The 20530-nt window shown below is 61.1% G+C and carries 18 protein-coding genes, 1 tRNA gene and 1 pseudogene; 15 read left to right on the top strand and 5 right to left on the bottom strand.

Going from position 1 to position 20530, the window contains the following annotated elements; translation table 11 throughout:
* Positions 1 to 6: 6 nt before the first annotated feature.
* The 15 genes and pseudogenes from AC06G5_RS06460 to AC06G5_RS06390 all read left to right on the top strand — a co-directional run bounded on the left by AC06G5_RS06460 (position 7) and on the right by AC06G5_RS06390 (position 16365).
* The gene (locus AC06G5_RS06460) at positions 7 to 822 is read left to right on the top strand and encodes an ABC transporter permease (protein WP_413703411.1); all 816 of its coding nucleotides are present in this window, start codon (positions 7 to 9) and stop codon (positions 820 to 822) included.
* The gene (locus tag AC06G5_RS06455) at positions 819 to 1607 is read left to right on the top strand and encodes an ABC transporter ATP-binding protein (RefSeq protein ID WP_413427588.1); all 789 of its coding nucleotides are present in this window, start codon (positions 819 to 821) and stop codon (positions 1605 to 1607) included. The genes AC06G5_RS06460 and AC06G5_RS06455 overlap by 4 nt, the downstream gene beginning before the upstream one ends.
* A gap of 13 nt (positions 1608 to 1620) precedes the next feature.
* A complete protein-coding gene (locus tag AC06G5_RS06450; protein WP_413427589.1) occupies positions 1621 to 2346 on the top strand; it encodes an urea amidolyase associated protein UAAP1 in 726 nt (241 codons plus the stop codon).
* Positions 2347 to 2357: 11 nt separating this feature from the next.
* Positions 2358 to 2999: an urea amidolyase associated protein UAAP2 gene (locus AC06G5_RS06445; RefSeq protein WP_413427590.1), complete on the top strand. Its 642-nt coding sequence runs from the start codon at positions 2358 to 2360 to the stop codon at positions 2997 to 2999.
* A 292-nt stretch (positions 3000 to 3291) separates the two neighbouring features.
* Complete coding sequence (gene uca, locus AC06G5_RS06440) at positions 3292 to 6936, top strand: urea carboxylase (RefSeq protein ID WP_480459117.1); 3645 nt, start codon at positions 3292 to 3294, stop codon at positions 6934 to 6936.
* Between the two features lie 25 nt (positions 6937 to 6961).
* Positions 6962 to 8740 (top strand): allophanate hydrolase, encoded by a 1779-nt coding sequence (gene atzF / locus AC06G5_RS06435; protein WP_480459115.1) that lies wholly within the window; start codon positions 6962 to 6964, stop codon positions 8738 to 8740.
* A 157-nt stretch (positions 8741 to 8897) separates the two neighbouring features.
* Positions 8898 to 10391, top strand: a complete 1494-nt coding sequence (locus tag AC06G5_RS06430) for a sensor domain-containing diguanylate cyclase (protein WP_413427593.1) — start codon at positions 8898 to 8900, stop codon at positions 10389 to 10391.
* Complete coding sequence (locus AC06G5_RS06425) at positions 10378 to 10596, top strand: cysteine-rich CWC family protein (RefSeq protein WP_413427594.1); 219 nt, start codon at positions 10378 to 10380, stop codon at positions 10594 to 10596. Before AC06G5_RS06430 ends, AC06G5_RS06425 begins: the two co-directional genes overlap by 14 nt.
* A 33-nt stretch (positions 10597 to 10629) precedes the next feature.
* Entirely contained in the window at positions 10630 to 11322 is a 693-nt protein-coding gene (locus AC06G5_RS06420; protein ID WP_413703415.1) for a pseudouridine synthase, read from the top strand.
* 313 nt (positions 11323 to 11635) lie between these two features.
* Positions 11636 to 12520 carry an alpha/beta fold hydrolase gene (locus tag AC06G5_RS06415; protein WP_413703416.1) on the top strand — a complete coding sequence of 295 codons (885 nt, stop codon included), beginning with the start codon at positions 11636 to 11638 and terminating at the stop codon, positions 12518 to 12520.
* Between the two features lie 181 nt (positions 12521 to 12701).
* A tRNA-Gly gene (locus tag AC06G5_RS06410) sits at positions 12702 to 12775 on the top strand.
* A gap of 320 nt (positions 12776 to 13095) precedes the next feature.
* Positions 13096 to 14616, top strand: coding sequence for a Fic family protein (locus AC06G5_RS06405; RefSeq protein ID WP_413703452.1), 1521 nt, complete (start codon positions 13096 to 13098; stop codon positions 14614 to 14616).
* Positions 14617 to 15006: 390 nt separating this feature from the next.
* Positions 15007 to 15276, top strand: a complete 270-nt coding sequence (locus AC06G5_RS06400) for a short-chain dehydrogenase (RefSeq protein ID WP_102699017.1) — start codon at positions 15007 to 15009, stop codon at positions 15274 to 15276.
* A gap of 77 nt (positions 15277 to 15353) precedes the next feature.
* A pseudogene (locus AC06G5_RS06395) lies at positions 15354 to 15608 on the top strand (type II toxin-antitoxin system HicB family antitoxin); the annotation flags it as partial.
* 28 nt (positions 15609 to 15636) lie between these two features.
* Positions 15637 to 16365: a class I SAM-dependent methyltransferase gene (locus AC06G5_RS06390; RefSeq protein ID WP_480459110.1), complete on the top strand. Its 729-nt coding sequence runs from the start codon at positions 15637 to 15639 to the stop codon at positions 16363 to 16365.
* Between the two features lie 304 nt (positions 16366 to 16669).
* Here AC06G5_RS06390 and tam read toward each other — a convergent pair whose 3' ends face one another.
* The 5 genes from tam to AC06G5_RS06365 all read right to left on the bottom strand — a co-directional run bounded on the left by tam (position 16670) and on the right by AC06G5_RS06365 (position 20489).
* Positions 16670 to 17440 carry a trans-aconitate 2-methyltransferase gene (tam, locus tag AC06G5_RS06385; RefSeq protein ID WP_413703454.1) on the bottom strand — a complete coding sequence of 257 codons (771 nt, stop codon included), beginning with the start codon at positions 17438 to 17440 and terminating at the stop codon, positions 16670 to 16672.
* Positions 17441 to 17571: 131 nt separating this feature from the next.
* Positions 17572 to 18075: a DUF4142 domain-containing protein gene (locus tag AC06G5_RS06380; RefSeq protein WP_413427599.1), complete on the bottom strand. Its 504-nt coding sequence runs from the start codon at positions 18073 to 18075 to the stop codon at positions 17572 to 17574.
* A gap of 73 nt (positions 18076 to 18148) precedes the next feature.
* Positions 18149 to 18307, bottom strand: a complete 159-nt coding sequence (locus AC06G5_RS06375) for a stress protein (RefSeq protein WP_413427600.1) — start codon at positions 18305 to 18307, stop codon at positions 18149 to 18151.
* A 117-nt stretch (positions 18308 to 18424) separates the two neighbouring features.
* Entirely contained in the window at positions 18425 to 19771 is a 1347-nt protein-coding gene (locus tag AC06G5_RS06370; RefSeq protein ID WP_413427601.1) for a sensor domain-containing protein, read from the bottom strand.
* 79 nt (positions 19772 to 19850) lie between these two features.
* Positions 19851 to 20489, bottom strand: a complete 639-nt coding sequence (locus AC06G5_RS06365; RefSeq protein WP_480459108.1) for a LysE family translocator — start codon at positions 20487 to 20489, stop codon at positions 19851 to 19853.
* Positions 20490 to 20530: the final 41 nt, after the last annotated feature.

Raw genomic sequence — 20530 nt, 5'->3', positions numbered from 1 at the left:
CTGGCCATGCGCCTGATCAACCGTCACCCGGACCGCCCGAGTCGCCTGCTGTTGGTGATCCTGCCGTTCGCCCTGGTGCTGTTCGCCTACTTCACGGGCTCGGCCGAGCGACTGACGGACAACCCCAACGACAAGTTGCTGCCCAGCGCCGTGCAGATGACCGACGCGGTGAAACGCCTGGCGTTCGTGGCCGACACCCGTACCGGCGAATACCTGCTCTGGCAGGACACGGCGTCCAGCCTGCAACGCCTGGCTATCGGCCTGGGAATCAGCGCCTTGGCCGGGCTGTGCCTGGGCATCGCCGCCGGTACCCTGCCGCTGTTCGGTGCGCCGTTGTCCCCCTTGCTGACAGTGCTGTCGATGGTGCCGCCACTGGCGATCCTGCCGATCCTGTTCATCGTCTTCGGCCTGGGGGAATTGTCGAAAGTGATGCTGATCGTCATCGGTATCACTCCGGCCCTGGCCCGGGACCTGGAACAGCGCGCCCGGGAAATCCCCGTGGAGCTGTTGATCAAGGCCCAGACCCTTGGCGCTTCCACCTGGACCCTGATGCTGCGGGTGGTGCTGCCGCAATTGTTGCCACGCTTGTTGATCTCGCTGCGGCTGATGCTCGGCTCGGCGTGGCTGTTCCTGATCGCCGCCGAGGCCATCGCTTCTACCGACGGCCTTGGCTACCGGATTTTCCTGGTGCGCCGCTACCTGGCAATGGATGTGATCCTGCCGTACGTGGTGTGGATCACCCTGCTCGCCTGGCTGATGGATTGGGGCCTCAAACACCTCACCCGGCGTGCGTTCCCCTGGCACCAGGGGGTCGCCAAATGAGCTTCATCACCGTTAGAAACGTCTGGCAGCGATACGCCGATCAAGTGGTGCTCGAAGGCCTGAACCTGAATGTCGACGAGGGTGAGTTTTGCACGCTCGTGGGGGCATCCGGTTGTGGCAAATCGACCTTCCTGCGCCTGCTGCTCGGCCAGGAACGCGCCAGTCGCGGCGAGATCCTGCTCGACGGTCAGCCCTTGGCCGGTGAGCCGGATGCCAGCCGTGGCGTGGTGTTCCAGCGCTACTCGGTGTTCCCGCACCTGAGCGTGCTGGACAACGTTGCCCTCGGCCTCGAACTGCCGCGCTCGCCGTTGCTCGGACGCCTGTTCGGCAGTGCCAAAAAAGAGGCCCGCGAACAGGCATCGCAGTTGCTGCGAAAAGTCGGCCTTGGGCACTCGCTGGACAAGTACCCGGCGCAACTCTCCGGAGGCATGCAACAACGGCTGGCCATTGCCCAGGCGCTGATCATGAAGCCGCGCGTGCTGCTGCTCGACGAACCGTTCGGCGCCCTTGATCCGGGCATCCGCAAAGACATGCACGCCCTGCTGCTGGAGCTGTGGCGCGAGACCCGACTGACGGTGTTCATGGTCACCCATGACCTGTCCGAAGGTTTCAGCCTTGGCACGCGGCTGCTGGTGTTCGACAAGGTCCGCCTCGACCCGCACGCCCCCGGTGCCTATGGCGCACGCATCACCTACGACATCCCTTTGAACAGCGACCGCCGCACCCGCCGTGCCGCCGTCGACGCCTTGCCAGTGCAACTGGCGGGCTCACTTCGAACCGCTTGAGAGGGTTTTGCCCATGACTGATTCGCCCCGACTGTTCCCGCCCTTCGCCGAAGAAATGCTCCCTGGCGGCGGCCATCGTTCCTTCGTGCTCAAGCGCGGCCAATTGCTGCGCCTGACCGACCTGCGCGGCGGCGCCAACGTCAGCCTGACGTTGCTCAACGCCAATGAAAAAACCGAACGCCTGAACCTGCCCGACAGCCTCAAGTGCCAACACACCGCCAGGCTAACCGCCGGCCATTGCCTGTATTCGGACATGGGCCGCGTGCTGGCCGCCATCACCGCCGACACCTGCGGCTGGAGCGACAGCCTGGGCGGTGTGCTCTGCGCTGAAGAAGTGGCGCAAAAGTACGGCGCGGGCCGCTACCAGGAACTGCGCAACGGCTTCTTTCGCAACGGCACCGACAACCTGTTGGTGGAACTGGGCAAGTGGGGACTGGGCCTGTCCGACCTGCTGATGACCCTCAACCTGTTCAGCCGCGTGAACGTCGACGATGCCGGGCGCTTCCATTTCGTCGCGGGCAATTCCAGGGCCGGCGACTACATCGAGTTGTATGCGCCGATGGACACGCTGGTAGTGCTCACCGCCCTGCAGCACCCGATGGACCCGGCGCCTGAATACGCGCCGAAACCCTTGAAGCTGAGCTGGATGAACGCCGACCCCAGCGTCGCCGAACACTGCCGCACCTCGCGTCCGGAAAACGAGCGCGGCTTCATCAACACCGACCGTTTGTTCGCCTGAGGATCGCTGCCATGTCACTCGCCATCGCCACTGTTCAAAAACTGCCAGAAACAGCGGTCTACCGCGCCACCATCCCCGCCGGCGAACCCTGGCTGATGGAGGTCAAGGCTGGCCAGACCCTGCGCATCCTCGATCTGGAAGGCAATCAGGCTGTCGACACCTTGTTCTACAGCGTCGCCAACCCCAAGGAACGCTACGACGTGCAGCGCACCCTGCGCCGGCAGAACAGCGTGTACCTGAGCACCGGCAGCGTGCTGTTTTCCAACCTCGGCAAGCCGATGCTGACCATCGTCGCCGACACTTGCGGGCGCCACGACACCCTCGGCGGCGCCTGTGCGCAAGAGAGCAACACCGTGCGCTACGCCCTGGAAAAACGCTACATGCACAGCTGCCGCGACAACTACCTGCGCGCTTGCGTTCACGATGGCCGCCTGGGCAAGGGTGACATCGGGCCGAACATCAACTTCTTCATGAACGTGCCGGTCACCGCCGACGGCGGCCTGACCTTCGAAGACGGCATCTCGGCACCGGGCAAGTACGTCGACCTGCGGGCCGAGATGGACGTGATCGTGCTGATCTCCAACTGCCCGCAACTGAACAACCCGTGCAATGCCTACAACCCCACCCCTGCGGAGCTGCTGGTATGGAACTGAAATTCCCGGGATTGCGCCGCTGGTTGTTTGCCTTGTGCCAGGCCCGTTCAGGCCAGTGCCTCAAACCTCAGGAACATCACCACCCCCTGTAGGAGCGAGCTCGCTCGCGAAAAACCCGAAGCCACCGCTGGGCATCTGGTTTTACGCGTAATCGTTCACGACCATCGCGAGCAGGCTCGCTCCTACAGGGGGGCGGCGGTGATTTGAAGAAATCTGATTCTGCCGCCGGGGACGACCCCGGCTCTCATCGAAAAACTGCGGGACGGCCCGCATCCCCTCCAGGGGTTATGCCATGTTCGAAAAAGTCCTGATTGCCAACCGCGGCGCCATTGCCTGCCGCATCCTGCGGACCTTGCGCGAGCTGCAAGTGCAGGGTGTTGCCGTGTATTCCGAAGCCGATGCCGCCAGCCTGCACATCCTGCAAGCCGATGAGGCCCACAGCCTCGGCGAAGGCGCGGCCGCCGGCACTTACCTGGCGGTCGATAAAATCCTCGCCATCGCCAAAAACAATGGCGCCACCGCGATCCATCCCGGCTACGGCTTTCTCTCGGAAAACGCCGCGTTCGCCGAAGCCTGCGAGGCCGCCAACATCGCCTTCATCGGCCCGACGCCCGAACAATTGCGCGTGTTCGGCCTCAAGCACACTGCACGCGCCCTGGCCAAACAACACGGCGTGCCCATGCTCGAAGGCACCGAGCTGCTCGACAGCCTCGATGCCGCACTGCAGGCCGCTGAACAGATCGGCTACCCGGTGATGCTCAAGAGCACCGCCGGCGGTGGTGGCATCGGCATGCGCGTGTGCCGCAGTGCGGCCGAGTTGAGCGAGTCCTTCGAAACGGTCAAGCGCCTGGGTCAGAACAATTTCAGCGACGCCGGGGTGTTCATCGAAAAGTACATCCAGCGCGCCCGTCATCTGGAAGTGCAGGTATTCGGTGACGGTCACGGTCAAGTGATCGCCCTCGGCGTGCGTGACTGCTCGGTACAGCGGCGCAACCAGAAAGTCCTCGAGGAAACCCCGGCGCCGAACCTGCCCGACGGCATGGCCAATGAACTGTGCGCGGCGGCGATCAAACTGGCCAAAGCGGTGAATTACCGCAGCGCCGGCACCGTGGAGTTCGTCTTCGACAGCGATGCCCGGCGTTTCTACTTTCTGGAAGTGAACACCCGTTTGCAGGTGGAGCACGGCGTCACAGAACAGGTGTGGGGCGTCGACCTGGTGCGCTGGATGGTGCAACTGGCGGCCGGCGACCTGCCGCCGCTGAGCGATCTGGTACAGGCTCTGAAACCTGTGGGGCATGCGATTCAGGCGCGGTTGTATGCCGAGGATCCGGGGCGCGACTTTCAACCCAGCCCGGGCTTGCTCACCGCCGTGGATTTCCCGGTGACCGATGGCATTCGGCTGCGCATCGACACCTGGGTCGAGGCGGGCTGCGAGATCCCGCCGTACTTCGATCCGATGATCGCCAAGGTCATCAGTTGGGCGCCGACCCGCGAAGAAGCTGCTGCGGACCTGCATCAGGCGCTGGGCGCCAGCCTGCTCTACGGCGTGGAAACCAACCGCGATTACCTGCGGCAGATTCTGCTGGATGGGCCTTTCGCCAGCGGTCAACCCTGGACCCGTTGCCTGGAAGGCCTGGTCTATCAGGCCAACACCTTCGAGGTGCTCAGCGCTGGCACCCAAACCAGCGTTCAGGACTATCCCGGCCGCCTCGGATACTGGGCAGTCGGCGTGCCGCCCTCGGGCCCGATGGACAGTCGCGCGCTGCGTTTGGGCAATCGTTTACTGGGCAATGACGAAGGCGCGGCGGCGCTGGAAATCACCATGAGCGGGCCATTGCTGCGCTTCAATTGCGAGGCGGTGGTAGCGGTGACCGGCGCGCAGATTCCATTGCTGCTCAACGGTGAAAGCGTACCGATGAACACCGCGCTGAGGGTTCCGGCAGGCGCCACCTTGAGCCTCGGCACGATTGCCGGTGCAGGCGCCCGCAGCTATTTGTGCCTGCGCGGCGGCCTGCAGGTGCCGGAATATCTGGGCAGTAAAAGCACCTTCACCCTCGGCCAGTTTGGTGGCCACGGCGGTCGCGCCTTGCGGGCCGGCGACGTGTTGCACGTGCCTGCGCTCAATGACCGCAGCGCCGGTCAACAACTGGCTGAAGAACAGCTCGCCGAGTTGCCCGCGGTTCGGCAGATTCGTGTGATCTACGGCCCGCACGGCGCCCCGGAATACTTCACGGAAAACTACATCGGCACCTTCTTCACCACGCAGTGGGAAGTGCATTTCAACTCGAGCCGTACCGGCGTGCGCCTGATCGGGCCGAAGCCGGAATGGGTGCGCGCCGACGGTGGTGAAGCCGGTTTGCATCCGTCGAACATCCACGACAATCCCTATGCGATCGGTGCGGTGGACTTTACCGGAGACATGCCGGTGATCCTCGGCCCGGATGGACCGAGCCTCGGCGGCTTCGTGTGCCCCGTGACAGTGATCGAGGCGGATCTTTGGCAACTGGGGCAGCTCAAGGCCGGGGACAAGGTGCAGTTCATTCCTGTCGACCTCAAGACAGCGCGAAACCTTGCCTTGAAATGGGATCACTGTGGGAGCGGGCTTGCTCGCGAAGAAGGCGTGTCAGTCAACATTGATGTGTCTGAAGCACCGCTTTCGCGAGCACGCCCGCTCCCACAGGGGATGGTGTCGCCCGTGGTGTTGGATTTGGGGCAGGACGACACCCGGCTGGTCGCAAGACTGTCCGGCGACACCAACCTGCTCCTCGAAATCGGCGCCCCGGAACTGGACCTGGTCCTGCGCTTCCGAGCCCACGCCCTGATGCAGGCCCTGGAAAGCAAACACCTGCACGGCGTGATCGACCTCACCCCCGGCATTCGTTCGCTGCAAATCCACTATCAACCCGAGCAACTGCCACTGGCCGACCTGCTCGGCATCGTCGCCGGGGAATGGGACGCCGTGTGCGCCGCCAAAGACCTGCAAGTGCCCTCGCGCATCGTCCATCTGCCGCTGTCCTGGGACGACCCGGCGTGCCAGTTGGCCATCGAGAAATACATGACCACCGTGCGCAAGGACGCGCCGTGGTGCCCGAGCAACCTGGAGTTCATCCGCCGCATCAACGACCTGCCGAACCTCGATGAAGTCCAACGCACGGTGTTCGATGCCAGTTATCTGGTGATGGGTTTGGGTGACGTCTACCTCGGCGCACCGGTCGCCACCCCGCTCGACCCGCGCCATCGCCTGGTGACCACCAAGTACAACCCGGCGCGCACCTGGACCGCGGAAAACTCGGTGGGCATCGGTGGCGCCTACATGTGCGTCTACGGCATGGAAGGCCCCGGTGGCTATCAGTTTGTCGGGCGTACGTTGCAGATGTGGAACCGCTACCGCGAAGTCGCCGCGTTCGACGGCAAACCGTGGCTGCTGCGGTTTTTCGACCAGATCCGTTTCTACCCGGTCAGCGCCGATGAACTGCTGCGCATCCGCCGGGATTTCCCCCTCGGGCGCTTCGACCTGAACATCGAGCACAGCCAGTTGAATCTGGCGGATTACCAGGCGTTCCTGGCACAGCAAGCCCAGACCATTGGCGCATTTCGCGATCAGCAAAAAGGCGCATTCAATGCAGAACGCGAACGCTGGATCGCCAGTGGCCAGGCCCATTTCGACAGTGAAGAACCGGCCCCGGAAGCGACCGAAGAGGCGCCATTGACCTGCGCTCAACAGAGCGTCGACAGCCACATCGCCGGCAACCTCTGGCAGGTCCGGGTCGAGGCCGGCAACCGCGTCGAGGCCGGTGATGTGCTGGTGATCCTGGAGTCGATGAAGATGGAAATCCCCCTGCTTGCGCCAATGGCCGGCGTGGTGCGCGAGATTCGCGTGCAACCGGGTTCGGCGGTGCGCGCCGGACAGCGCGTCGTGGTGCTGGAACTCGACTGAACCCATTTTGCCAAGGACTCATGCCATGAACATCAACCTGCAACTCGACGCCCTGCGCAGCGCCTACCGCGACGGCAGCCTCACCCCCCGGCAACTGCTGCCGGTCCTGCGGGACAAAGCCGCCGCGCTGAACCCGGACTATCACCTGTTCATCCACTTGCTCAGCGCCGAAGAACTGGAGCCTTACCTCGCCGCCCTCGACGGTCGCGACCTCGACAGCCTGCCCCTGTATGGCGTGCCGTTCGCGATCAAGGACAATATCGACCTGGCAGGCATTGCGACCACGGCGGCGTGCCCGGCATTTGCCTACGTGCCAGAGCGTTCGGCAACCATCGTCGAACAACTGCTGGCCCTCGGTGCGATTCCGCTGGGCAAGACCAACCTCGACCAGTTCGCCACAGGACTCAACGGCAGCCGCTCACCTTATGGCGCGTGCCCCAACAGCGTGTTGCCGGAGTACCCGTCGGGCGGTTCCAGCGCCGGTTCGTCGCTGGCGGTAGCGCTCGGGGTCGCGAGTTTTGCGCTGGGCACCGACACCGCTGGCTCCGGGCGCGTGCCCGCGGCGTTGAACAATCTGGTCGGCATGAAAGCCACCAAGGGCCTGATTTCGACAGCCGGCGTGGTACCGGCCTGCCGAACGCTGGATTGCGTCACCACGTTCACCGCCACGGCGCGGGAGGCCAGCCAGTTGCTGGCGCTCACCGCGCGCCTCGACCCTCGGGACGAATACAGCCGCAGCAATCCGTTGTGGAACGACGGCTCGGCGTTCGGCACACCACGGCCGTTCCGTTTCGGCGTACCGCGCGCGCAGGACCTGCAATTCTTCGGCTGCCCTGAAGGCCCGCTGTTGTTCGGTGATGCCATCGACCGCCTCAAGGCCTTGGGCGGCGAAGCGGTGGAACTGGACCTGTCACCGTTTCTGGAGGCCGCACGTTTGCTCTATGAAGGGCCGTGGGTGGCCGAGCGCTACAGCGTGGCCGGGGAGTTGATGGCGCAAAACCCCGAGGCCGTGTTGCCAGTGATTCGCGCCGTATTGGCCAAGGCAACCGCCGTCGACGGCGTGCAAACCTTCCGCGCCCAATACCGGCTACAAGCGCTCAAGGCCCAGTGTGATACGGCGCTGGAGGGCCTTGATTGCGTCGTCACGCCGACCATCGGCCGCCCGATTACGCTGGCGGAGCTCGAGGCTGAACCGGTGCTGCGCAATTCGGAACTGGGCTACTACACCAACTTCATGAACCTGCTCGATTACGCCGCCGTCGCCGTGCCCAGCGCGTTCATGGACAACGGCCTGCCATGGGGCGTGACGCTGTTTGGCCGGGCCTTTACCGATCAGTATCTGTTGAGCGTGGCCGATGCCCTGCAGCGTCAGCAAGGCTTGGCCGCACCTGCACCGGTGACGGTTGCACGCCATGATCGGGCACGGCTGGTGGTCTGCGGCGCGCATCTGGACGGGCTGGCGTTGAACTGGCAACTCAGGCAGCGCGGTGCCCGGTGGGTGGAAACGACCTTCAGCTCGCCGGACTATCAACTCTATGCCCTGGCCGGTGGCCCGCCGTTTCGCCCGGGCATGGTCCGCGTGAAGGATGGCGGCGTGGCGATTGCGGTGGAAGTCTGGGAATTGCCCAGCCGTGAACTGGGTTCGTTCCTGACCGCAATTGCGGCACCGCTGGGGCTGGGCAAGGTGCAACTGGCGGACGGTCGCTGGGAGAGCGGGTTTATCTGCGAGGCGCATGGGCTGGAGGGCGCGGTGAACATCAGCCATTTTGGCGGGTGGCGGATGTATCTGAAATCACTGGCTTGAACACCCCCCCTGTGGGAGCGGGCTTGCTCGCTCCCACAAGGACCACGCGCAACCTCTGTGGAACGCAGGAACGACCATTCGCGGCGCACATAGGGCAGTTATTTCCCCGCCGCGCAATTAGAATGCTCGCCATCGGATTGCTGCCAATGGAACTGCCATGCCGCTTCGCTCGCCGCTGTATTCTCAACGTTCGTTGGTTCTCACGCTGGTCGCGTTGCTGGGCGCAGGCTTCCTCGCCACTTCCTTTCTCAGCTACTACGCCTCCCGGGCATCGATCCGCGACAACATCGTCAACACCGAGCTGCCGCTGACCTCGGACACCGTCTACTCGGAAATCCAGAAAGACCTCGTCAGGCCGATCCTGATTTCCTCGATGATGGCCCGCGACACCTTCATGCGCGACTGGGTGGTCAACGGTGAAAAAGACTCCGACCAGATGACCCGCTACCTCAACGAGGTCATGACCCACTACGGCGCGTACACCGCGTTCTTCGTCTCCAACACCAGCCTGACCTACTACCACGCCAAGGGTGTGCTCAAACAGGTCAAGGCCACCGAACCCCGCGACGCCTGGTACTTCCGCGTGCGGGACATGAAGGATCCGTACGAAATCAACGTCGACCCGGACCTCGCCAACAAGGACAACCTGACCTTTTTCATCAACTACAAGGTCTACGACTACAACGACCGATTCATCGGCGCGGCCGGGGTTGGCCTGACCGTCGACGCGGTGATCAAGCTGATCGACAAGTACCAGCAGCGTTATCAGCGCAGCGTGTATTTCGTCGACAACTTCGGACGCCTGGTGCTTACCGGCGCCGAAGGGGGCCCGCAGGGTGCGCGCATCGGGCAGAAACTCGGCGAACTCGACAGCATGAAAGACCTGGTCAGTCGGCTGCCCAAACCCCACAGCGGCAGCTATGAATATTCCGTGCAGGGCCAGGGACATTTCCTCAACGTACGCTTTATCCCGGAACTGAACTGGTACCTGTTCGTCGACAAACGCGAAGACAGCGCCCTTGGTGAAATCCGCCAGTCGCTGTACCTCAACCTGCTGATCTGCCTGCTGGTCACGCTGACCGTGCTGGCGCTGCTCAACCGGGTGATCAAACGCTTTCAGGACAGGATCCAGGCCCAGGCCACCCTCGACAGCCTGACCGAACTGCCCAACCGTCGCGGCTTCGACCTGCTGGCCGCACAGGCCATGCTGGAAGCCCGGCGCGAGCCCAAAGCGCTGACCGCCCTGCTGCTGGACCTCGACCACTTCAAGGCGCTGAACGACACCTACGGCCACCTGGCCGGCGACCAGGTACTGATCGGTTTCGCCCGGGATCTGGAAAGTTGCCTGCGGCACTCCGACATCGTCTGCCGCTGGGGCGGTGAAGAGTTCATCGTGCTGCTCAAGGACACCGACGGCAAGACAGGCCTGATGATTGCCGAGAAAATTCGCCAGCACGTGGAACAACAGCGCTACGCCTACAACGACAAGGCCTTGCAATTGACCGTGAGCATCGGCCTCACCACCCTGCAACCCGATGACACCTTGCACAGCCTGCTGTCACGGGCGGATCATGCGATGTACCGGGCCAAGCAAAGTGGCCGTAACCGAACCTGCGTGGAAATGTCTCACTCCGTCCATGAACCAGCCTGACCTCTGCGCCGCCTGCGGCGCCCCCAACGACTGCACCCTGGCCGACCCGCGAACCGCCGACCGCGCCTGCTGGTGCTACGGTGTCAGCATCGACCCGGCAGTGCTCCAGGCGCTGCCGGCGGAACTGCGCGACGCCTCGTGCCTGTGCCCGCGTTGCGCCGAGGTCGAGGCGCAGTTGCAAGCAACGTCCGGATCGATCAAGTAAGATGCGCCCCCCTTTCTGCACTGATCCCTAGTCATGCGTGTCGACCGATTCCTCAGCAACCTGCCGTGCTTCAACCGTAAGCAGGTACGCCTGTTGCTAGTGGAAAAACGCGTCAGGGTCGACGGAAAAGTCGTCAGTGACCCCCACAGCGAAGTCCGCGAATTCAGCCGCGTCGAAGTGGACGACGACGTGCTGCAAGTCGGCAAACCGCTGCGCCATTTCATGTTGCACAAGCCCGCCGGATGCGTCAGCGCCACGCGGGATCCGCAGCACCCGACCGTGCTCGATCTGATCCATGAACCGGGCAAGGACGAACTGCACATCGCCGGCCGCCTGGACTTCAATACCACCGGCCTGATGCTGATCACCAACGACGGCAGTTGGTCGCGCCGCCTGACTCAACCGCAGACCAAACTGCCCAAGGTCTATTACGTCGAAACCGAGCAGGACATCGGCCCCGAATACGCGATCAAATTCAGTGAAGGGCTGTACTTCGCCTTCGAAGACCTCACCACGCAACCGGCCGGGCTAGAGCGGCTCGGGCCAAAATCGGCACGGCTGAGCATTGTCGAAGGCCGCTATCACCAAGTGAAGCGCATGTTCGGCCACTTCGATAACAAGGTACTGCGCCTGCACCGCGAACGCATGGGGCCGCTGGTGCTCGACGACGCGTTGAAACCGGGCGAATACCGGCCGCTGACCGACGAAGAGATCCGATCGATCTAAGCGCACGACCGCTCAGCAGAAAGTTGTCGAACAATTTACCAACGGCACTTGCGCAATGATGTGACCCCTGCTTGAATCAGGACGTCGGCCGAAATGTGACCGATGAGTCACCACATACTTCCAAGAAACTTTTTGCCGGTAGGAACCCATGGGTTCCGGCCTCACCCGGCAGACTGCCCGCCAATAACAATACCCGTCGACCGGACTGCATTGGATCGACATGGGCCAGCAAATTCCAAGGCATATGCCTACCTGTCACAAAGCTCGTGCAATCTCATTTGCGCGCATACCCGCTTGCCAGGAGTCTTATGACATGAGGCCAGAAATCGCTGTGCTGGATATACAGGGTCAGTATCGGGTTTACACGGAGTTCTATCGCGCAGACGCCGCAGAGAAGACCATTATCTTGGTCAACGGCTCGATGGCCACGACTGCGTCGTTTGCACAAACCGTGAAAAACCTCCATCCGCAATTCAACGTCGTTTGCTACGACCAGCCCTACGCGGGCCGGTCAAAAGCCCACAACCTGCATGAAAAAATGCTCACCAAGGAAATCGAAGGGCAGATCCTGCTGGAACTGATCGACCACTTCGCCGCCGAGCACGTGTTGTCGTTTTCCTGGGGCGGCGCCGCGACCATGATGGCGTTGTCGCAACGGCCACGGCGCATCGAAAAAGCCGTGATCAGCTCGTTTTCCCCGGTGATCAACGCGCACATGCTCGACTACCTCGAGCGCGGCGTCGAACACCTCGGCAACCTGGATCGCGACCGGGTCGGGCACCTGGTCAACGACACCATCGGCAAACACCTGCCATCGCTGTTCAAACGCTTCAACTATCGCCACGTCAGCTCCCTGGCCGAGCATGAGTACGGGCAGATGCACTTCCACATCAACGAGGTGCTGCACAGCGACCGCCAGTGCTACCTGCATGCGGCGAAAAAAATTGATGTGCCGGTGCTGTTCCTCAACGGCGAATGGGACGAATACACCGCCGCCGACGACGCCCGGTTATTCGCCGGCCACGTGCAACACAGCACGTTCAACACCATTCAGGCCACCGGCCACTTTCTCGACATGGAGCACAAAGCCGCCTGCCGGGACAGCCGCAACGCACTGATGGGTTTCCTGAAATCGTCGCAACACGAAAGCCGACCGCGTTACCAGTACGTCCAGGACCAACATGCATTGGCAAGCTGAAGTAACGTCATCGCGAGCAAGCCCCGCCCTGCTGCGTTAAACGTATTGCACAGGCGCGAGGCTTGCCCGCGATCGACCGTCACGGGCTCCATGCATTGTTGATACATCCGGGTTAAACCCGCCCCACGTAAAGAAAAACTTCAAATCGCCGGCCGTATCTGGTACAAAGTCACCGCTCTGAGCGGGTGTCGTATAATGGCATTACTCCAGCTTCCCAAGCTGATAACGAGGGTTCGATTCCCTTCACCCGCTCCAATCGAATTTTGATCTCACGTCAGATGGTTTCGACGGGGGATGTAGAGACAGAAAAAACCGGCCTTGATGGCCGGTTTTTTTATGCCCGGGATTTGGTGGATTTTGCTTCTTCAGCCATTCCGCCATTTTCCCTGATCGATTCGCAAGTGCCCCAGGGCGATAGCGTCTATCCTAAGACCTGTTAGCGTTTTTTTCGAAAAATACGGATTTGTTATCAAATTCAATCCGACATTAGTGTTTCCACCGTTTCGAAATTAGCGTTTTCGCATAAGATCAAGGTTCTGTTAGCGTTTTTCTTGTCCCAGTAAAGGATTTCGTCAATGCAAGTCGGTTTCAAGACCCTCGCGACCCGTTACGACATCGCACTGGCACAGCCTCTGCGCGTCGAATCCATGATCGGCACGGTACGTGTCAATCGCGAAACCGACGGCAATGTGGAAAACCGATACCCGACAAGCTATCGGCCCGCAGACGATTTCGCAGGACATTTCGAATTCGGCCTCAAGTACGAAGAGATCCACCTCGAGTTCTTCGCCCGTCTGTTCGCAGCCATAGGCCCGCAGCCTGTCGAAGAGTGGTGTCGACGGGAGCCTTTCGGCCAATACGCCCGCCGCACGGGGTTCCTCTACGAATGGCTGACAGGCGAACGCCTGGATGTGCCTGACGTGACCAATGGCGGCTATGTCGATGTACTTTCGCCCCAGGACTATCTGACTCGTCGCGAAGCTCTGCGAACTCGTCGTTGGCGCATCAACAACAACCTGCCGGGGACGGCTGAGTTCTGCCCCTTGGTTCGCCGTACGGTGCCAGTGCAGGAAGCTCTGCAATTCAATCTGCGCGAAGCATTGGGTGAATTGGATCAGGCCTTTGGTGCCGACATCCTGATGCGTACGGCCAGTTGGCTGACATTCAAGGAATCGCGCGCGAGCTTTCTCATCGAAAAGGAAGCCGACCAGGCGGATCGCATCCAGCGGTTTGCCCATGTCATTGCCCAGTACTGCGGTCATATCAAAGACCCGTTGAGCAACGACAGCCTGCATTCCCTGCAAGCTGGCATTCTTGGACATGACGCCATCGGACTGGGCTTGCGGCGCTCTCCCGTATTTGTTGGCCAAGCAACAATGCGCGAGGACATCGTGCATTACATTGCCCCCGATTTCGCAGACCTCGCTCAGCTCTTGGCAGGCCTCAACGAGTTTGAGGTTGCAACCCGTGGCGCTGAGTCAGTGGCACGTGCCGCAGTGTTGGCATTTGGCTTCGTGTACATCCATCCCATGCGCGACGGGAATGGCCGGATTCACCGCTTCCTGATCAACGACACCCTGGTTCGGGACAAGGCAGTGCCCGACGGCGTGATATTGCCGGTGTCTGCCACAATCACAAGCTCGATCGACTTCAGGGCCGGCTACGATCGTACGCTGGAAGTATTCTCGCGACCGTTCATGCGACGTTACGCGACGGCCCATCGGTTCGGCGAACTCGTGACCTACGAGGACGGTACTCGCAGCAACTTCATCTTCGATGAATATGAGGACGCGCGCTTTGCCTGGCGCTATCCCGATCTGACCGAACACGTCCTGTACACCGCACGCGTTATCGAGCACACGATTAAAAAGGAAATGGCGGATGAAGCCAGAGTACTGGTGATCTTTCAGCGGGCTCAGGAACAGTTGAAAGAGGTATTGGAAATGCCAGACCAGGATGCGAACCGCATCATTCGCTCTATCAAGGAGAATGGCTGGACGGTGTCGGGCAAGCTGAAGAAAGGGTATCCGCAACTTGAAGATGAGCGCGTGGCAGAGCGCGTTGTGGAGGCTGTGCGTTCTGCGTTTGAGGATTGAGAGATGGGAGCTGTTGATGGGTTTGCCGAAGTCGGGCAACGGCCTGTTTTTTATGGATCAACAGAGCGCAACACTCGAAAAAGCAACGTCCTACACGACACTGGGAAATGTCCGTACACTTGCGCATTGCTGTGCTTTTGCCACGAGGCCTATAGTCCGAGCGCGCCAAAAATGGCGTTTCGGGTTTGGCGACCTGAAGTGGAATGCAAAAGCGCACTGGCTTGCTTGCAGGCGTTTTTGCATCTGTAGAGTTGTCGTTTTTTGGCAGCTGTGCGCGGGAGATCTTCGGATCTGCCGGCTTCCACTCCGGTTCGCCAACCTGCGTACAGTTGCCACCCTTTCGTTTGGCGACGATCGGCTGGTAGACCTCAACTAAGTGGAGCAATACTCATGAAAGAGTTCATGGCTTTAACCAGCAACGCCGACGATCTCCCCTCTCTATACGTCAACACCACCCAACCCCTGCACTCCCTGCTCAGCACCGCCAGTTACCGAATTCGAGCAGTCACTCAGCTCCTTGAAAACCTCGCGATGCGTGGCGACCTGACCTCCGACACAGTGGTCCTGAGCGACTTCGCATTGCTCTGCTGCGTGCCATTGCGCGATGGATGCGATGTGCTGGACGTCATCGCTCGACGCATGGATGCAGAACCTTCCTGACAGTCCACCTGGCGCCTTTCGGGGGCGCCCTTTGGGATTCATAACCCCACCCGCTGTGTTCACGGAGGGCCATGAACATGTTTTACCCGATTGCGATTTCCATGGGCGACGACGAACATGCGTGGGGCGTGGAAGTCCCGGATGTGCCAGGTTGTTTTAGCGCCGGTGAAGATCTGGAAGATGCGATAACCATGGTTCAACAAGCCATCGAGGGGCATTTCGAGATGCTCATCGAGGACGGTGCGCCCTTCCCCTCAGCCAGCAGCGTTACCCTGCATTCAGCCAATCCAAAGTACGCAGGTTGTACGTGGGCATTGGTGGAAGTCGACGTGATCGAGTGAACAGACTGGAGCCCCTGACATGACCCAGAACATCTACGACGACCCTGAGTTTTTCCAAGGCTACAGCCAGATGGCCCGCTCCATCGGCGGTCTCGATGCAGCGCCGGAATGGCCTGCATTGAAAGCCATGCTGCCACCAATGCAGGGGCTGAAGGTGGTGGATCTCGGGTGCGGCTATGGCTGGTTTTGCCGTTGGGCCAGTGAGCAAGGCGCTGACAGCGTGCTCGGCCTGGATGTTTCGCAAAAGATGCTGGAACAGGCACGCAAAACCACATCCGCATCCAACATCCGTTACGAGCGCGCCGACCTGGAAGCCCTCGACCTGCCGGCCAGCGGTTTCGATCTGGCCTACTGCTCCCTGGCGCTGCACTACATCAAGGACTTGCCGGGTTTGTTCGCCCATGTCCACGCGGCGCTCAAACCCGGTTCGCATTTCGTGTTTTCCATCGAACACCCGATCTTCATGGCGCCGCGTAATCCTGGCTGGATCATCGATGCCGAGGGTCGCAAGAGTTGGCCGGTGGATGGTTATCAGATGGAAGGCGAGCGCGTGACCAACTGGCTGGCCGAGGGCGTGATCAAGCAGCACCGCACCATTGGCACGCTGCTCAACATGCTGATAGGCGCTGGCTTCAGCATCCGGCATGTCAACGAATGGGGGCCGAGTGATGCCGAGGTGACGGCGCAACCGGCGCTGGCGGAGGAACGGGAGCGGCCAATGATGATGTTGATCGGAGTCCAGCGCTGAGCCCACCGCCTGGGCGCTCGTATCTTTTGCGTATGGATCCCGGTACGCGAATAAAGAAACCGTAGAGCGGCGTTGAGCCCGGCAATTGATCCCTTATTCTCCCGGCTCACCCTTCGCCCCCGAGATCAACATGCACAATTCAGAGTTGGGAATCATGATCATTTCAATGATCGGGTTGTTCGGCTTTGCCTCGTTTGCCTTTGAATACTTGAGCGCCCGACGCTCGAAAAAAAACAAGCCTCAGTGATGTTTCCAAGCGGCAAAAAAAGGACAGATGACGCTCATCAACTGTCCCTTTTTTGCATCAACGGGTCGCGACGATAAACAGTCGCGGAAACGGCAACAGCACCGAACCATCGGCCAAGGCCGGATACGCCCGCTCGATAGCCGCCTGATACTGCTTCAGGTACTGCGCCCGCTCCGCCTCGTCCAGCGGATCGAGGAACGGCCGCAAACCGCTGCCCTTGAACCACTCCACCACACCAGACGCACCGCCCGCGAGGGGATGATGGTAGGTGGTGCGCCACACATCGACGCGGGTGCAGCAGGCTTTGAGTATCGAGTAGTAACCGCTGGCACTGTCCATCTCCGTGCGCTGCCCGGCAGCGCCTGCCAGTTTGCCCACCCATGGACCGTCCGCGGCCACTTCGCGCATCAAGCGGTGTGAAGGCTCATTGAGGTTGTCGGGCATCTGGATGGCCAGGCTGCCATCCGGTGCCAATTTATTCACCAGTGAAGGCAGCAACGCTGCGTGATCGGGCACCCACTGCAACACCGCGTTGGCAAAAATCACGTCGAACGGGCCGCTGTCGTTCCAGGTGTCGATGTCGGCAACATCGAACTGCACATTCGGCAGGCGTTTGCGCGCGGCCTCGATCATGTTGGTCGAACTGTCCAGTCCGCGCACCGTGGCGTTGGCAAAACGCTCGACCAGCAGCTCGGTGGAGTTACCGGGGCCACAACCGATATCGATGGCCGAACGCACGTCCCCGGCGGGGATGGCCGCCAGCAGGTCACGGGCGGGACGGGTGCGCTCATCTTCAAAAGCGACGTACTGCTTGGCGGACCAACTCATTGCGTTCTCCTGTCGGTGTGTCGTCCTGGCCGAGGCCAGCAACCGGATCGCTACGATACCTCGACTGGAAGCAATTGCCCTATCCCGACCTTTGGTGGAGTGCGTTGAGATTGCCCTTGACCTGCTGACGCTCAACTCCTCGCCTGCAACGCCTTGGCCATTTGCAGATGACTTTGCAATTTAGGCAGGGTTTCTTCGGCGAATGCCTTGATCTGTGGCACGTCGGTGGTCTGCGCTTCCTGCTGCAACTGATCGATGGCTTCCTGCGTGGTCTTCACTTGACTGGCTGTATAGGCCGCATCGTATGTCGCCCCATCCATGACTTGTGGCATCAGGGCTTTGGCCTTTTCGACAATTTCTTCGCGCGGGGCCACCGGCAAATCCAGTTGTTTGGCGATTTTCGCCAGGTGCTGGTTCGCAGTGGTACGGTCGTTGATGACGATGATGGTGTAGTCCTTGACTTCCCTGGACTCGGATTTCTGGTGCGCCAGGCGACTCGCTTCAATATCGGCGATCCCTTGTGCCGAAGCCTCGTCGATAAATTCGGCGGGCGACTGGGCAAAGACGCTGCTGGATAAAAAGCCCAGTAACATGGCAAAACTGGCACTGCATAATCGGGTGGCCATGCGGTTCATGGTCGCGCCCTCCTTTTTCCAATTCAAACGGGAGCTTTCGCCCCCGCCTCTCAATCAAAACCACCTGCATCCTTTAGCGGGATTTCTGACCGCCCTTGCGGCCCATGTCGGGCTTCGCCGGGTCTTTATCGACGGTCGTGGTGGTGGTTTTCCCACCCTTGCGACCGGTTTCAGAAGCCTTCGTTCGGTCGTTGGGGAAGTTTCCCGAGTTCGAGTTTCTTGAGTTAGGCATGATTCTCTTCCTCTTGATGATGATCGCGGCGAGCCGTAGCCCGCATAGAATCTGAATTTGCGCGTCGCAAAAGGTTTAGAAAATTGCGTGGATACCACGACGAACGGTGTCCGGCTTTCAGACCATTCGCAGGTGATGTTCGCGTTTGGCGCAATACATCGCCTCGTCGGCATGCCGGAACAACTGCTTCTCTTCCGTGCCGTGATCAGGGTATCGGGCGACGCCGATACTTGGCTGGATGCTCAGGTTATGCCCGTCCAGACGCAGGGGCTGGGCCAGGACCTGACGGACTTTTTCGACCACGATATCGGTGTCTTTCGAGGCGTGAATGCTGTGTAGCAGCACCACGAACTCATCGCCGCCAATGCGGGCCACGGTGTCGGTTTCCCGCACGCAGCCCTTGAGCCGGTTGGCCACCGCTTGCAGCAGCATGTCGCCAACCGCGTGGCCATGGGTGTCATTGACTTGCTTGAAGCGGTCGAGGTCGACGTACAACAGCGCCATGTACCCGCCGTCTTCACGGGCCAATCGCAGTGACGCCTTGAGCCGGTCGCGCAGCAGCTCACGATTGGGTAGCTGGGTCAGTTGGTCGTACTGGGCCATGTGTTGCAGGCGGGCGTGCAATTGCTTGCGCTCGATGGCGGTCGCGACTTGGGCGCAGACGTACTGCAGCAGTTCCATGTCCTGCTCGGTGTAGCGTTCACCGCCCGGAATGCTTTTGACGATCAACGCGCCGATGGTGCCGTTTTGCGAGTTCAGCGGCACACCCAGCCAACACGGTGCGTTCTGCCCGGTTTCCAGCACTTCGAAGCCGGCAGGCGGTGTGTTCTGGTCCGGGGTCAGCAGGATCGGCTGCCCCGTGCGGATCACTTCGGTGCACAGGCGTCCGGTCATGGTTCCGGGTTGTTCGGGCTGTGGCTCGTGGTCATCGACGTGATAAGGGAAATTCAGTTGCGCGCAGTGCTCGTCGTACAGCGCCACGGAAAAATTCAGTGCCGGCAGCCATTCGCCGATGATCAAGTGGATGCGCTTGAACAACGCCAGCAGATCCTCTGCCGCATGGGCCGCCTCGGAAATCGCATACAACGCGGCCTGCCGGGATTCGGCCTGCTTGCGTTCGGTGATGTCGCGAGCCACTGCGATGCGCAACTGGTCGACCTCGGACCAACGTGCCGACCAGAGGATGTGCACCACGCGGCCATCCTTGCGCAGGTAGCGGTTTTCGAAGTTGAGCTTGGGCTCGCCACCCATGATTTCCCGGGCAGCGTCGAGGGTGCGCTGGCGATCGGCCGGGTGCACCATGTCGATCATCGGCTGGCCGATCATCTCATCGGCGCTGTAGCCGAATATGCGCTCGCACGCCGCACTGACAAAGACGAAGCGGCCCTGTTTATCCACCGCACAGACGGCGTCCAGCAACAGATCGATATAGCTCGCCAGCGGCGCGGAATTTCGGTTTTCCATGGTTCAGCGTGGGTGCCCCGATAATGCAGCGCTCTTCAATCATCCCTGCCCCTTCAGCCTTGCATCCCTGTGATTATCTTCAAGCCTTGTCCGGCATCAGCCCCGGCAACGCGTGGACCAGCGCATTGATGGCGAAACCGATGAACATTACCCCGCACAACCGGGTGATTGCCAGTTCATGACGCTGGTACAAGCTGCGCACCCGCCGTGCACCGACGATGCCGATGAGAATAGCGTAGGCGAGCAACCCGCCGACGAAGCTCAGGCCGATCAGTGTCGGCAGCATTGACCAGTGGAGCAGTTCCGCGCGGCTCGACAACAGCGCCGTGAACGTCGCCACCGCCACCGGATAGGCCTTGGGATTGGTCAGGCCAAACAGGATACCGTGCCAGAACGGCTGCCGCGCCGGGCCCTGCGGCGCATCACCGCTACTGCGCCGGGCGCGCACCGCACGCCAGCCGAGCCAGAACAGGTACAGGCCGCTGAGCACACCGAGCACGTCGAACGCCGTACTGCCGATCTCCCGCGCACCGACAATCGCGATCAGCGCCGTGCTGCACCAGACCACATCACCGAGCAAATGCCCGCACAGAAACCCCGCCCCGGCCCGCCGCCCATGAGCCGCGCCAATGCCGAACACCGCCAGCACACCCGGCCCCGGGGTGATGCCGTAGATAAAACCCGAGGCAAGCACGGCCATTAGCAACGATGGGGTCATGGGGAGTCCTTTTGAACTGCTTGGTGAATGGTGGCCAGTCT

This window comes from Pseudomonas sp. WT-JTC (assembly GCF_056711565.1).
Note: the sequence above shows the minus strand (reverse complement) of the source record. Positions and strands in the feature narration are given on the sequence as shown.